This is a genomic window from Paenibacillus sp. F4 (assembly GCF_002894905.1).
Taxonomy (GTDB): domain Bacteria; phylum Bacillota; class Bacilli; order Paenibacillales; family Paenibacillaceae; genus Paenibacillus; species Paenibacillus polymyxa_B.
Genome location: NZ_POVS01000009.1, coordinates 162,118 through 175,932 on the forward strand (window position 1 = coordinate 162,118; position 13,815 = coordinate 175,932).

The window sequence follows — 13,815 nt, forward strand, 5'->3', positions numbered from 1 at the left end:
AACTTAAGGTTACGGCCGTTCGCCATGAAATACGCTTCACAGATCCAGCCTATGACGCGGTTTCCACGTCTGAGTAAATACAGAATCTGATGTCGTCTAGCCGCTACGGCTGTATCGTGACTGGCGTGCCTATACTTACCTTCTCCTGAAGCTCAAGCACATCCTTATTCTGCATTCGAATGCAGCCATGTGACACCATCTTGCCAATGGACCATGGCTCATTGGTGCCATGAATGCCATAATGCGGCTTGGACAGCCCCATCCAGAACGCTCCGAAAGGGCCGCCGGGATTGGGCTGTTTGTTAATAATCGTAAATTGCCCATGCGGTGTCTGTGTAGCCAACTTGCCAATACCGACTGGATAACTAAGAACAATCTGATCACCATCTTTCAAATATAAACGACGATCCGATAAATCCACAACAATGCTGTAGTTCGGCATATATTCACCCCTTTATACCATATGCCGACTACAACATAGATTTTCTTATATTTTTACATTTGATGCTTCACTGCAGTTCGGCTTACCACTCCACATCACGTCGCCAGCCGCTTCGCTGATCCCTACGACCCGGGGTTGTGCTTGAACGGCTATCTTTCCTGCGCCGGTCTGCCTCCTTACGCGCCTGATATTCCAGTTCCCGCTGCATTTTGCGATAATTGTTCACTCTGGATTCCGACAATTCCCCTCTCTCTATAGCTTCCTCCACTGCACATCCAGCTTCGCCCTTATGCTTGCAATCTGCAAAACGGCACTGCTGCGCCGTTTCCATAATATCCGTAAAGGTATGAGCGACACCCATGGAATCATCCCACAGATTAAGCTCGCGCATACCAGGTGTATCCAGTAAAACGGCTTGCTTTGCGATGGGAAAAAGCTGTCGGTGAGTGGTTGTGTGCCTGCCCCGGCTGTCTTCCTCCCTCACATCCTGTGTCAGTTGAACTTCAGACCCGGAGAGCCAGTTTACTATCGTGGATTTGCCACTACCGGAAGAGCCTGTCAAAGCAACTGTGCAGCCAGGTTGAAGAAACGCCTCCAGTTGCTCTCTGCCTTCGTTCTGCAAAGCAGAAATAACGATAACAGGTACACCAGGGGCAACTCCCTCCGCTTCAGCAACCCGTTGTTCGACATCTTCACAAAGATCACTCTTACTCAAAACGACAACCGGGTTTACCCCGCTATTCCAAGCCATAATTAAATACCGTTCCAGTCTGCGCATATTAAAATCATGATTCAGCGCATTAACAAGGAACAGCGTATCCACATTGGTAGCGATCAGCTGCTCCTTCGTCTCAAAGCCCGCGGCCTGTCTAGATATTCGACTTTTCCGTGGCAAGACGGCATGGATGACTGCATCCGACACTTCATCTGGCGTAGTGATTGCTAGCCAGTCCCCTACAGCAGGCATTTCTGCCGGATCGACAATAGCATGTCGTAGCTTACCTGAAGCAGCTCCCCAGCGTTCTCCATCCATTGTGATAAGCTTCACCTTTTGTCCATAATCGGCAATCAAGCGGGCAGGACGTACCTGTGTATTTCCTGCGCGTTCCTCAAAGCTTTGCTTCCATTGGTCCCAAAAACCGTTCCAGTAATCAGACCAACCGTATTCATGTATACTCATTGTTTTCCTCCTGAAATCATCGTTAATTTTTAATCGTAGTGTTATTCGATAGGTGTACATTTTTCTACCCGCATGCAAACAACGCAAAAAATCCGCAGGGGTTTCCCTGCGGAGGGTATACGATTCAGGCCGATGTGATCCGTTCGTTCACTTAAGCAAGCAGTCTCTCAAGGACCACTCCCCAGAACCAACAACTGGATAACAAGACGCCTAACCATAAAAAATCCGCAGGGAATCACTCCCTGCGGATTTCGTTGGTTCTACTGTCCAACCAACTGCTAAGCCAAGACTATAGGTCTATACAGTCTTTAACCGTGCATCGTCCGTGCGGGAGACAAGTCATTCTGCTGCTGAACCCATCCATTCATGTTCGTACGCATATAACATCGCCTCCTCCTAAAATTTCCTTTATCATACAAGTCCATCAATTGTCTGTCAAGGCTACTACGAAACTTTTTTTTGAAATCTTTGTCAAGTTTCGTTTAGCGTACCTGATCCCAGCGCGTCCACATCTCACGCGGGTTCAATTCGTACATTTCCCGTTCCCTGTACATAAACTGATGCATAATCAGCTCACGCCGAATCGTTGCAAAATCCTCATGGTATTGCTTGATCCACTCATTTAATTCACGTTCAGGATACATGCGACCTGGCTCCAGCTTTTCCGCCAGCATCTGAAGTACGATTATTTTTTTCTTATACTGCGCAGGGATTTGACGCAACTTGCCGTCCTTGGAAAAAAAATTGCGTAAGACCGACGTCTCCAGCGTCTCATTCAACTCTGACATCTCTTCATCCCCTTCTCCTTTTTCGAAAATAAATTGCACCGTCGCCTCGGCATGCTGCCGGATCAGCTCTGGATTCAGTGTGAAATACACCGTGTTTTTATCACGTCGTTCCTTAATCAACCCTGCCTCACGGAGTTTGGAAGCATGATGTGTAACAGTCGGCTGGGACAAATTCAGCTTTTTCGCCAAAGCTTGGCCATGCATCTCCCCACGGGACAAAAGAAGTAATATCCGCATTCGCGTTGGATCAGCAAGTGCTTTATGATAATTGACCATTTTATCCAGTTGCATCGTTATTGCACCTCTTTTCAATAGTACATACTTGCTATGCAAGCGAATTCAATCACATAAAATAGATATATATCTAATTATATGTTCGCTAAAAGTAGCTGTCAATCTTCACCGTCCGTCATCTCTTTCTGAAAACGGCTGGATATTGTGTTCGCATTGCGGTAGGATTATTATTTGAAAACTTCTCCCATACCCGACCCATTTGCATCTATTCTGAGAGCTGTTTTTAATCGTCAAAATAATGTTAACCCTACAAAACTGGCGTAATAAACCAATACAACTGGAGGTTCATCCAAATGCACGACGTAATCATTATCGGTGGCGGACCCTGCGGACTATCCGCTGCAATCGAATGCAGCCGCAGAGGTTTGCAAACTGTCATTATTGAAAAAAGCAACATCGTTCACTCCATTTTTCTGTATCCGACGAACATGCAGTTTTTTAGCACCGCCGAACTACTGGAAATCGGTGATGTTCCATTCAGCACCCCTAATGACAAACCTTTTCGTCATGAAGCACTGGCGTACTATCGTAAGGTAGCCACTCATTATAACTTGAACATTCAGCATTATGAGGAGGCCCAGTCCATTCATCGCCAGGATGACGGTACATTTACCGTACATACCCTGAGCAAAGGGGAAATAACCAAAACGTATTCGTCACGCTATGTCGTTGTGGCTACAGGATATTTTGATCATCCGAACTATTTGGGCATTCCCGGGGAACAATTGGATAAAGTCACGCACTATTTCAGCGAAGCCCATCCCTATACAGGAACCCGGGTCGCAGTCATCGGTGGTAGCAACTCTGCGGTAGATGCTGCGATGGAATTGGTGCGGGTCGGAGCTACGATTGATATGGTATATCGTCGAAGCGAGTTGTCCCAATACATCAAGCCGTGGGTTCGTCCACAGTTTGACAGTATGGTACAAAAAGGGAAGATCACGCTGCACTTAGGCGCACGTATTACCGAAATTCATCCAGACCATGTCTTAGTCACTCCACTGGACGCAGAAGCGTTCCGGCTCGAAAATGATTTTGTACTAGCACTGACTGGATTTCACCCGGAACGAAAACTACTGGAGTCTGTCGGCGTCCACATGGCTGAGGATCTGGACAAACCAGAATTTAATCCTGCCACGATGGAAACGAACATCCCAGGTATATATGTCGCCGGGGTCATCGCTTCAGGCAGCAATGCCAATGAAGTGTTTATTGAAACAGGTCGCTGGCACGGGCGACAAATCGCCGAACATATCCAAAGCTAAATAAACGAAGGAGAACATCTGTATGGATTACAGCTCACTTATCTTACTGGTATTGGCTGGTCTTGGGATTGTTAGTGGCAACTCTACCGTGACTATTGCCATGGTTGTATTACTGCTACTGCGGGTAACCAGCTTTCACACTGCTTTCCCCTGGCTTGAAAAGTATGGCCTGACGATCGGAATTATTATTTTGACGATTGGGGTCATGACCCCGCTAGCCAGCGGTAAAATCAGTATCAATCAGGTGATGGAGTCTTTCCTGCACTGGAAATCACTGCTCGCGATTGGTATCGGAATTCTGGTAGCCTATCTTGGCGGCCGCGGAGTAACTTTGATGTCTGGACAGCCCATTATTGTGACAGGTCTACTGATCGGGACCGTCATTGGCGTTGCCTTCTTTAAAGGAGTTCCTGTTGGACCTCTGATTGCTGCCGGATTGCTTTCCTTGTTAATCGGCCGCAGCTAAATTCGTACAACAAATATAGGAATAAATGATAGCAATCTGCATGTCGGGCTGAATTCAGTTCCGCTTTGTGGTATACTCATATCGCATAATTTGGTAAATGCAGGAGGCTTGACCGATGTCTCGACAATTTGTAACGGAAGCTGTAATGGTGGCTATATACGGCCAACTACTTACATCTCCCGCCCCTGTGGAATATATAGTGCCTTACACATCACTGCTAGAGCTATACGAATTCCAGGATAGCACAGAGCCGCTCATGGATAATCCTATGGACGATCAACATGTGAAGCGGAAGGTAAGCGAGTTGATCAGTTATTTTGAAGAACCTTTGAATCAGAAAAAAATTCGGCGTGCCCTTCAGATGCCTTGGGCCAAGAGCTTGCCTATTCTATTCGATGCCAATACATCACTCATTGTCGTTAATGCTGTTGATACGGCGCATTACGGAGAATATTTTGATCCAATTGAGACTGAACTGGTGTTGACAGCTCAGCGTGAATCATTACCCATTCTGACGGATCAATTGGACTGGATCCACCGCATTCTCGAAGCTTCCGTACCTGTACATGTGTACGACATTGATGATTTTGATTTTGCACTCGATGGCCCGATACTTAACAACCCTTAACATACGACATACCCGCCTTAAGCACAAAAAAGCGGCGAAGCATCATGTACAGGTTCATCTCCTGTAACACGATACTCCGCCGCTTTTCATGTCCAAGAACAACTATTTGCACGCTATGATTGACAGTGGAGCGCTAAGCTTGTCCATCCTCAACATAGGTGTAAATAATGTCATCATGTTCCTCCAAATACTTAACTTCCAGGTGATGGCCCTTCAGATACCAGTAATCCTGGTCCTCCATATAAAACGTAATGCCAGCCGCTTCATGTTGTAATACGGGGTGCTGCGGAGGCTCTACGGCAATTCCCAGAGAAAAGCCTGGATGCAACCCGCCGCCAGAGCTATAGCGAACAAAAAAACGGATCGAATCTCCACGATTCAAACTAAGCTCCTTAATGTACCACTGTGCCGCAGGTTCAGTTACCTGTATGCTCATACGTTATGCTCATCTCCTTGTACAATGACGTCTGCCAACTATATCATAGCATCTTTTAGATTGACCACCAACCGTTCCAACCCAGCGAGCTTCTTGGACAAGCCATATACATTTTTTTGAAAAAGGTTTGACAATTCGCAAAAAAGGGTGTTAAGATTCAACCATACGAGATCCATTTTGAAATTTATTACCAATTTGAACGATTACTCATGTTAGAATGAACCCATTTTGAGGAAGAAAGGAGTGTTACCGGTGCTAAAATTTCCTATTGCATTTTACCCACATCTACAAACACAACAACTTCATACCGGAGCATCTCCCCTGTCGCATCCTTCAAAATTGGGCCATTCGCGTTGTATGGTTTAATACGAGTGGCTGCCTGCGTTTGAGCAGTTTTTCAGTGGTGAGTGTGCTGAAAATACCTGCGCGCCATATGATATTGAGATTTAAGGCATATCGTCTGCGGACGGTATGCCTTTTTTGCGCCTGTTGCCGGATCATACTTGTGGCAGCAAGGCCTGTTGTTTCTTCAAAATGGTACACAACTCTCGAATGAACTTGTCATGAAAGGATGGGATTCCTCTTGTTTTCGGTACTTAAAAATTTAAGCTGGTTTTTTAAAAGAGAACGAAGCCGATACTCCATTGGATTGTTTTTGCTGATAGCCGTTGGTGTGCTGGAGCTTGCTCCACCTCGGCTGCTAGGTAGTGCCATTGATGAGATTGTGCGCGGTTCAATTTCCTGGTCCTCACTTTGGCGTTATATTTTGTACATCATAGGCATTCTAGCCGTCATCTACTACATTACGTACATATGGATGCACAAGCTGTTCGGTGGTGCCAATCTGGTGGAGCGCTTACTGCGCACACGCTTTATGAATCATCTGTTGCGGATGACCCCTCCATTTTTTGAACGCAATCGCACTGGCGATCTGATGGCTCGTGCCACGAACGACCTTCGCTCCGTAGCAAGTACAGCAGGCTTCGGCATGCTGACACTGACAGACTCTACGGTCTATCTGAGCGTGGTATTAGTTGCCATGGGCACCTTAATCAGTTGGAAGTTGACACTGGCAGCTATCCTGCCCCTACCTTTTATCGCACTGGCTATGAGCATTTACGGTAAAGCCGTTCACGAGCGTTACACACTGGCACAAGATGCATTTGGTGATATGAACGATCAGGTGTTGGAATCCGTGGCAGGTATCCGAGTCATTCGCGCCTATGTGCAAGAGCGAATGGACGAAAAGCGTTTCGCCGATATTACCGACGATGTATTTCGTAAAAATCTGGCTGTCGCTCGGATGGATGCCCTCTTTGAACCAACCATTCGTTTATGTGTAGGACTTAGCTACGTCATCGGACTCGGTTATGGTATTTATCTGGTATTTCATAACGATATCACGCTAGGCGAATTGGTCTCCTTTAATATGTATTTGGGAATGATGATTTGGCCGATGTTTGCCATTGGAGAGCTGATTAACATTATGCAGCGCGGTAGCGCTTCCTTGGACCGGGTTAATGAAACTCTCGATGTCCAGCCAGACGTTCAGGATGCAGCTCAACCTGTTCCAGTGGATCGCCTCGAATCCATCAGGATGAAAGACGTTACCTTCCGTTACCCTACCTCTACTATTGACAATCTGTCACATGTGAGTCTGGAGCTCAAACGCGGAGAAACGCTGGGCGTCGTCGGTAGAACAGGCAGCGGGAAATCCACGCTGCTCAAACAGCTACTACATGAATATCCGACGGGTAGCGGTGATATTTTAATCTCCGGCATACGTCTGGAGGACATTGCAGTAGAACAACTACACAGCTGGATCGGCTACGTGCCGCAAGAGCAAATTTTGTTTTCCAAATCGGTGCGCGAGAACATTCAATTCGGAAAACCACATGCAGATGACGACGACATTATGGAAGCTATCCGTACTGCTGCCTTCGACCAGGATTTAGGTACCCTGTCTGATGGGCTGGATACACTGGTCGGAGAAAAAGGTATCGCCCTGTCCGGCGGCCAGAAGCAGCGCGTTTCGCTGGCTCGCGCCTTTATCGGTGATCCGGATATTCTATTGCTCGACGATGCACTATCTGCAGTAGATGCCCGGACGGAAGCAAGAATTATTGACAATATCCGACGTCAGCGCTCGGGTAAAACAACCCTGATCTCCACCCACCGCCTTTCCGCTGTAGAACATGCAGACCGGATCGTCGTGCTGGAGCAAGGACGCATTATTGAGGAAGGAACCCACAGCGAGCTACTTCAGGCTGACGGATGGTACCGACAACAGTATGAACGGCAACAAGTGGAATCTGATCTGACCTCAGGGGAGGTATCCTAATGAAACCCAATATCGGCAAAAGGCTATTTCAGTACGCGCTGACGAGCAAAGCAGGCTTTATCGCCGCTCTCATCGCTTTGGCTATCGGAGTAGCCGCCGAGCTGGCTGGTCCCTTCATCGCCAAAACGATGATCGACGACCATATGCTCGCTATTGAAAAACCATTTTATGAAACAACTCGTGTGGACGGAACTGTAAGTTATGCTGGCACCCACTTTAAGCGTGAAGATCGCTTTGAGGCCGGGGAGACTAAAGGTCGCGAAGCGAGGATTTTACAAGTTGGGAAATCTTTCGTATTTGTCGATGGCTCGGTTCAAGTGGCTGACGGTAACCGCTCCTTTACGAATGGAACGCTGACTGTGACACGCGGCTCCGACACCTTTCGCTATGAAGCTAAGGCTCTGACAGCTGATGAACTGTATAGCTTTTACAAACCGGAAATGCCCGGTATCTTTCAGCTGATTGGCTGGTATTGCTTCTTCCTGGTTATTTCCATTTTTGCTGAATTCGGCAAAACATACTGGCTGCAATCCTCGGCGAACAAGGTCATTCAAAAGCTTCGGCTTGATCTCTACGCTCACATCCAACGGCTGCCAGTTTACTTTTTTGATAACTTGCCTGCAGGCAAAGTCGTATCCCGTGTTACGAATGACACTGAGGCAGTCAAAGATTTGTTTGTGGCTGTGCTCTCCAATTTCACTTCAGGGATTGTGACGATGGCAGGGGTATATGTTGCACTCTTTTTGCTGGACTTCAGACTGGGCCTTATCTCTCTGTTTATTGTACCGTTACTGATCTTGTGGATTATATTGTATCGCAAGGTCGCCACCCGCTATAATACGATCATTCGGTCCAGACTCAGTGAGATTAATGCGATTATCAATGAATCGATTCAAGGGATGTCCATTATTCGCGTGTTCCGCCACCAGAAACAAACGCAGCAAGAGTTTGAGGAACTGAATGATGACTATATGAAGCATCAGAATAAAATGCTGAATTTGAACGCCTTCACTTCGCACAATTTAGTCAACGTATTGAGAAATCTCGCCTTTGCCGTCGTGTTGTGGTACTTTGGATCTGAGGCGCTCGGAACTACAGGTAGTGCTGTTTCACTAGGCGTATTGTATGCCTTCGTCGATGTGCTGGGTCGACTGTTCCAACCTATGACGGGTATGGTCAACCAACTCGCTGTACTGGATACTTCCATCGTATCCTCAGGACGCGTATTTGAGTTGATGGACGAAACTGGAGAGCCGGTGACGGACGGCACGATGCCGCGCTACAAAGGCCAGGTAGAGTTTAACGACGTTTCCTTTGCCTACAAAAAGGATGATGTACTTAAACATATTTCTTTTACAGCACAACCCGGGCAAACTGTTGCCCTTGTCGGACATACCGGATCAGGCAAAAGTTCGATTATCAACCTGCTATTCCGGTTCTATGATCCGCAAAAAGGAACGATCACCATTGACGGAACGTCTGTCAAAGACATCCCTAAGCAATGGCTTCGCCATCATATGGGCATTGTTCTTCAAGATCCATATTTATTCACAGGTACGGTAGCCTCCAATGTCAGTCTCGGAGACAGCCGAATCACGAGAGAACAGGTGAATAAAGCGCTGCATGATGTTGGAGCCGACAAATTGCTGGCCCATTTGACGCAAGGATTCGATGAGCCTGTTATTGAAAAAGGCAGCACCTTATCAGCCGGGCAACGCCAGCTTATTTCCTTCGCTCGTGCACTAGCCTTTGATCCCGCAATTTTAATTCTGGATGAAGCTACTGCCAATATTGACACCGAAACGGAAGCGCTCATCCAATCCGCTCTTGAGGTGCTCAAGAAGGGACGTACGACCTTTATCATTGCTCACCGTTTGTCCACCATTCGCAGTGCGGACCAAATTTTGGTGCTGCATCGGGGTGAAATTGTTGAACGGGGTAGCCATGATGAACTTATGGCCCAAGGCGGGCGTTACTTCCAAATGTATCAGCTCCAGTCGGGAACAGTTGCAACAGAATCAGATTCAATCTCTGCTACGCCTCCTGCGCAAAATGACTTACTTGCTGGCAAAGTCAGCATTTAAAGCTTGAATAGCCCAATTACTTAGGGCTAACGATGAACATTTGGCATGAAAAAAACCAGCGAGCCTCCCCTACACATTGGAGGCTCGCTGGTTTATTTTTATATAGGACATATGGCTTGTAATTTTATTTAGCTACAGACGTGCCTGTTCCTGTGGGTGGAAGCACTGTTCCATCTACTGCTTTGAGCGTAACCTTATACTTGCTGTCTACCAACGTACTTGTGTGGGTGTCCGTAATGACTTGAATGTTCATTTCCCCTGGCTTTGGACTAGTCAGCTTGTAGTAAATTACTGCATTCGTATCATCTACGTAGTCGATGTGATCCACTTCAATGCCGTAACCTGGATTAGGTGCTTGCAGACGGGTAATTGTCACTTTGTTCTGCTGGTCATTTGCCTTCTCTATACTCATACTAATATTGTTTTGTTGAACCGGATCTACAGGCTCAGCCGGATTTTCAGGAGATGCTTCAACCGTTTTATGACTTTGTACAAATTCGGATGCGTTATAGACCATTTCTGCTGCCTCCATCCGCGTTACTTTACGATCCGGGTTAAAGTTGCTCTGTTCGTCCAATTTTGCAATTTTGGTCAGTAGCAGGAATTGAACTGCTGCGTTTGATTCCTGGTCTAGTTTTTTTCCATCCGCTACATTAATTAACATACGGACGGTTGGATATTCACCCGTTGCACTCACTGCTTTATACAGAATATTCGCAAATTGTTCTCTTGTCATACGGGTGCTTGGATCAATATCGGGTGACAAAGGGATTTGGTGTTGGGCTGCAATCCGATAGGACTGAGCATACCATGCGGAAGCCGGAATGTTTGCAAAGGAACCCGTTGTGAAATCAGGCATTACCTGAAGATCCATTGCACGAACAACCAAGTGTACTCCTTGTGCATACGTGAGCGTTTGATCCGGTGCAAATTTATCCTTGGTTATTCCTTGAATAATTCCTTTGTCCTGAAGTGAGTTTACGATCTTCTCCTGTTCAGCTCCCTTTATATCACGAAAAGCTGAAGCCGACGTAGCTACTGCCAATGAGCAGATGACAAGCAGGGCAGCTGTCACGCTTTTGTTCTTTTTCATGAGATACACCTCCATGTTTACTTTGCTTCTACACTTACCGACGTAATAAAAGCATCAAATGTTTCAAATATGCACAAATTGGTTGCAAAACAGTGGAATACCTGCGATTAGTGTAACCCGTCTAACTCTTTTCTGCTCACAATCTTTATAGATACCCAAAAGTGCCTGTAACAGATTAATCTTTTACAGTATTCCTTTGGAAGAGCCAGGTCTGGTAGCAGTCATCCCGCCAGTAAAAACTCGCTCCCCTTTGTTCGCTTTGCTTACATCCGATTCGGTGCTTTCAGACCAAGAAGTTGCAACGCGCATGCCAGAATATCCGCAGTTTGTTCCGCTAACTGAATACGCCACTGTCCACCATCGACAATCCTTTCCTTGGCGTAAAAACGGTTAAACGCCTGGGCCGTATCCAATGCAAATCTCGCAATTACCGAAGGTTCCAGTTGGCGAGCCGCACGTATCAGTTGTCCGTGATAGCGACCCAACTGCTTAAGCAGCGCCCAACCTGCGTCACCCAACATTTCATCCGATGCGTCATTCAAATCACGAGAATGGCTATCTTGGACAAGGGCGTTGTCGCTAGAATTGGTATTATCAACATCGGTGCGAGCGTGAGCTTTCTCCAGAAGGCTACGTATGCGCGCATGAGTATACTGCACATAAGGCCCGGTCTCGCCTTCAAAAGTCAGCGCCTCCTCCAACGAAAAATCCACTTCATTCAGCCGGTTGTTTTTTAAATCGCCAAAAATAATCGCCCCAATGCCAACGTCCTCAGCCACTGCCTGTTGTTCCTGCAAATCGGGGTTCTTCTGATTAATGATGGCTTGAGCACGCGCTATAGCTTCATCCAGCACCTCCTCCAGTTTGACAACTTTTCCGCGTCTTGTGGACATTTTCTTACCCGCAAACCGCATTAATCCAAACGGCACATGCTCACATTGCTCCGCCCAAGCCTCCCCTGCATGCTTCAGCACCGCAAACACCTGCTGGAAATGCAACTTCTGTTCCCCACCAACGACGTACAGCAACCGATCAGCCTTCATCACTTCATGACGATAAATCGCTGTTGCCAGATCACGTGTTGGATAAATGGTGGTCCCATCCTTTTTTAGAATAAGACACGGAGGCAGTTCCTCATCTTCCAGACGAACCACGAGCGCGCCATCACTTTCCTCCAGCAATCCTTTTGCTCTTAATTGAGCAACAACTGCCTGCATCTTATCATTGTAAAAACTTTCTCCCAGCACATGGTCAAATGTAATGTTTAGACGCTGGTACATACGATCAAATTCACCCAGACTGACTTCAACAAAAAACTCCCATAGTTGTTGAGCCTCAGCATCCCCATGTTCCAAACGTCGGAACCACTCGCGGCCTTCATCCTCCAGAGTCGGATCATGCTCGGCCTCCTGATGAAAACGCACATACAGCTTCAGCGATTCACCAATCGGATCATGTTGTAGCTCCTCCTCATTTCCCCATCTTTTATAGGCCGCAATTTGCTTGCCAAACTGTGTTCCCCAATCTCCAAGATGATTCACACTTATTGGAACATATCCGGTTTCACCAAGAATACGATACAAGGCAGCACCGATAACAGTAGAGCGAAGATGACCGATACCAAACGGTTTGGCAATATTGGGCGAGGACATATCAATAACTACCCGCTGTCCGTGCCCGATATTGGGCCTGAGGAAATCAGCCTCGCTCAATTCAGCAAGCATAAGCGGAATATGAACTGACCGATCCAATGTTATATTTACATAGGCACCCGATGCTGAAGCAGTTAAACCTTCTTCATGGTTTACTAGCTCCGCTAATTCCAGTGCAATGTGCTGTGGAGACTTTCGAAACTTTTTAGCCAGCACAAAACACGGAAACGCCACATCTCCCCATTCAGGCTGCGGAGGCACCTCAAATAAAGATAAAATTTCTTTTTCCTCCAAGCCCGTATGGGCCAATATCGCTTGAGCAGCAATCCTCATTAACATGATCTCTCTCCTTCTTTTTATAGAATCTAACAAAAAAAGCCCCCGCCTCTTGAAATAATTCAAGAGACGAGAACTTCAATATCCCCGCGGTACCACTCTTCGTAAATCGGTTGTGCGGCTAAAGCTAACTTACACAAATCGCGATTTCACTCCAATGACTAATAACGGTGTCTGCCGGGCTGATCTACTGAAGTTCTGCTCGTTGGATCAACCGCCTCCCGGGTGCGCTTCACATCGGATCTCATACCGGCTTCCACCTCTTCCGGCTCGCTGTAATGATACGGCTCCGCTGCTACTCTCCCGTTCCATGACGTTAATTCCAATCATTATACAAACCTATTCAGTAGAAAGCAACCTTTTATTTCCTCTTCAGGCACTAGTTCCATATATGTAATTACACTGCCACCAATTGGCGGCATGCCTGAACGCAACGACGGCAGGCTTCTGCACAATGTTTGCAATGATCATGGGAATGCTTGCTGCATTCAGCAGCACATACCTCACAGGCCTTGGCGCACAGCTCACAGATTTGCTCGGCAAAATCCGTTCCGCGCTGCAGCATTTGAGCAGCAAATCCGCATATTTCTGCACATTCCCTACTCACTCGAATACATTCACGCAGCATAGCTAAATCATATTCCTTCAAACTCGCTACGTAACATACATTGCAAGCGTTCATACATTCCAGGCAAGCATCCACGCATTGTTGGTATGAATGATTCATATTACATTACCTCCCAGTTGTTGACCCTGCTGTACTATTACCCGCTGATCCTTGAGATTAATCATTTGATGTGCGCGCTTACA

General features: G+C 46.8%; 12 protein-coding genes and 1 other annotated feature. Of the genes, 5 read left to right on the forward strand and 7 right to left on the reverse strand.

The features are described from left to right. Nucleotides 1-103: 103 nt before the first annotated feature. The 3 genes from C1T21_RS07670 to C1T21_RS07680 form a co-directional block, all read right to left on the reverse strand. On the reverse strand, nt 104-442 hold the full coding sequence (locus C1T21_RS07670; RefSeq protein WP_023988260.1) for a L,D-transpeptidase: 339 nt from the start codon (nt 440-442) through the stop codon (nt 104-106). Between the two features lie 82 nt (nt 443-524). Continuing rightward, on the reverse strand, nt 525-1,622 hold the full coding sequence (gene rsgA, locus C1T21_RS07675) for a ribosome small subunit-dependent GTPase A (protein ID WP_025719067.1): 1,098 nt from the start codon (nt 1,620-1,622) through the stop codon (nt 525-527). Between the two features lie 482 nt (nt 1,623-2,104). Continuing rightward, nucleotides 2,105-2,701, reverse strand: coding sequence for a DUF2087 domain-containing protein (locus C1T21_RS07680; protein ID WP_103047828.1), 597 nt, complete (start codon nt 2,699-2,701; stop codon nt 2,105-2,107). Between the two features lie 296 nt (nt 2,702-2,997). On the opposite strand from C1T21_RS07680, the gene C1T21_RS07685 reads away from it, so the two are divergent. From C1T21_RS07685 to C1T21_RS07695, 3 genes are all read left to right on the forward strand, one after another. Further along, nucleotides 2,998-3,969 (forward strand): YpdA family putative bacillithiol disulfide reductase, encoded by a 972-nt coding sequence (locus C1T21_RS07685; protein ID WP_103047829.1) that lies wholly within the window; start codon nt 2,998-3,000, stop codon nt 3,967-3,969. 22 nt (nt 3,970-3,991) lie between these two features. Next, the gene (locus tag C1T21_RS07690; RefSeq protein ID WP_029517055.1) at nt 3,992-4,435 is read left to right on the forward strand and encodes a DUF441 domain-containing protein; all 444 of its coding nucleotides are present in this window, start codon (nt 3,992-3,994) and stop codon (nt 4,433-4,435) included. A 115-nt stretch (nt 4,436-4,550) separates the two neighbouring features. Beyond that, nucleotides 4,551-5,063, forward strand: coding sequence for an ADP-heptose synthase (locus tag C1T21_RS07695; RefSeq protein WP_103047830.1), 513 nt, complete (start codon nt 4,551-4,553; stop codon nt 5,061-5,063). 133 nt (nt 5,064-5,196) lie between these two features. Here the strand turns inward: C1T21_RS07695 and C1T21_RS07700 are convergent, their stop codons facing one another. Next, nucleotides 5,197-5,499: a HesB/YadR/YfhF family protein gene (locus tag C1T21_RS07700; RefSeq protein ID WP_013309976.1), complete on the reverse strand. Its 303-nt coding sequence runs from the start codon at nt 5,497-5,499 to the stop codon at nt 5,197-5,199. A 583-nt stretch (nt 5,500-6,082) separates the two neighbouring features. On the opposite strand from C1T21_RS07700, the gene C1T21_RS07710 reads away from it, so the two are divergent. Together C1T21_RS07710 and C1T21_RS07715 are read left to right on the forward strand one after the other, a co-directional pair. Further along, a complete protein-coding gene (locus C1T21_RS07710) occupies nt 6,083-7,840 on the forward strand; it encodes an ABC transporter ATP-binding protein (protein ID WP_103047832.1) in 1,758 nt (585 codons plus the stop codon). Continuing rightward, complete coding sequence (locus tag C1T21_RS07715) at nt 7,840-9,924, forward strand: ABC transporter ATP-binding protein (RefSeq protein WP_103047833.1); 2,085 nt, start codon at nt 7,840-7,842, stop codon at nt 9,922-9,924. Before C1T21_RS07710 ends, C1T21_RS07715 begins: the two co-directional genes overlap by 1 nt. 124 nt (nt 9,925-10,048) lie before the next feature. On the opposite strand, the gene C1T21_RS07720 is transcribed toward C1T21_RS07715, so the two are convergent. The 3 genes from C1T21_RS07720 to C1T21_RS07730 all read right to left on the reverse strand — a co-directional run bounded on the left by C1T21_RS07720 (nt 10,049) and on the right by C1T21_RS07730 (nt 13,732). Continuing rightward, nucleotides 10,049-11,017: an S-layer homology domain-containing protein gene (locus C1T21_RS07720; RefSeq protein WP_103047834.1), complete on the reverse strand. Its 969-nt coding sequence runs from the start codon at nt 11,015-11,017 to the stop codon at nt 10,049-10,051. Nucleotides 11,018-11,280: 263 nt separating this feature from the next. After that, nucleotides 11,281-13,008 carry an arginine--tRNA ligase gene (gene argS / locus C1T21_RS07725; protein ID WP_103047835.1) on the reverse strand — a complete coding sequence of 576 codons (1,728 nt, stop codon included), beginning with the start codon at nt 13,006-13,008 and terminating at the stop codon, nt 11,281-11,283. 59 nt (nt 13,009-13,067) lie between these two features. After that, nucleotides 13,068-13,325, reverse strand: a binding site (T-box leader). Nucleotides 13,326-13,402: 77 nt separating this feature from the next. Further along, a complete protein-coding gene (locus C1T21_RS07730) occupies nt 13,403-13,732 on the reverse strand; it encodes a four-helix bundle copper-binding protein (RefSeq protein WP_023988251.1) in 330 nt (109 codons plus the stop codon). Nucleotides 13,733-13,815: the final 83 nt, after the last annotated feature.

What these genes read in the sequence shown, in the direction of transcription:
- C1T21_RS07680 (WP_103047828.1), bottom strand. Translation starts at nt 2,701, where the DNA reads ATGCAACTGGATAAAATGGTCAATTATCATAAAGCACTTGCTGATCCA.
- argS (WP_103047835.1), bottom strand. Translation starts at nt 13,008, where the DNA reads ATGTTAATGAGGATTGCTGCTCAAGCGATATTGGCCCATACGGGCTTG.
- C1T21_RS07720 (WP_103047834.1), bottom strand. Translation starts at nt 11,017, where the DNA reads ATGAAAAAGAACAAAAGCGTGACAGCTGCCCTGCTTGTCATCTGCTCA.
- C1T21_RS07730 (WP_023988251.1), bottom strand. Translation starts at nt 13,732, where the DNA reads ATGAATCATTCATACCAACAATGCGTGGATGCTTGCCTGGAATGTATG.
- C1T21_RS07690 (WP_029517055.1), top strand. Translation starts at nt 3,992, where the DNA reads ATGGATTACAGCTCACTTATCTTACTGGTATTGGCTGGTCTTGGGATT.
- C1T21_RS07700 (WP_013309976.1), bottom strand. Translation starts at nt 5,499, where the DNA reads ATGAGCATACAGGTAACTGAACCTGCGGCACAGTGGTACATTAAGGAG.
- C1T21_RS07695 (WP_103047830.1), top strand. Translation starts at nt 4,551, where the DNA reads ATGTCTCGACAATTTGTAACGGAAGCTGTAATGGTGGCTATATACGGC.
- C1T21_RS07715 (WP_103047833.1), top strand. Translation starts at nt 7,840, where the DNA reads ATGAAACCCAATATCGGCAAAAGGCTATTTCAGTACGCGCTGACGAGC.
- C1T21_RS07685 (WP_103047829.1), top strand. Translation starts at nt 2,998, where the DNA reads ATGCACGACGTAATCATTATCGGTGGCGGACCCTGCGGACTATCCGCT.
- rsgA (WP_025719067.1), bottom strand. Translation starts at nt 1,622, where the DNA reads ATGAGTATACATGAATACGGTTGGTCTGATTACTGGAACGGTTTTTGG.
- C1T21_RS07670 (WP_023988260.1), bottom strand. Translation starts at nt 442, where the DNA reads ATGCCGAACTACAGCATTGTTGTGGATTTATCGGATCGTCGTTTATAT.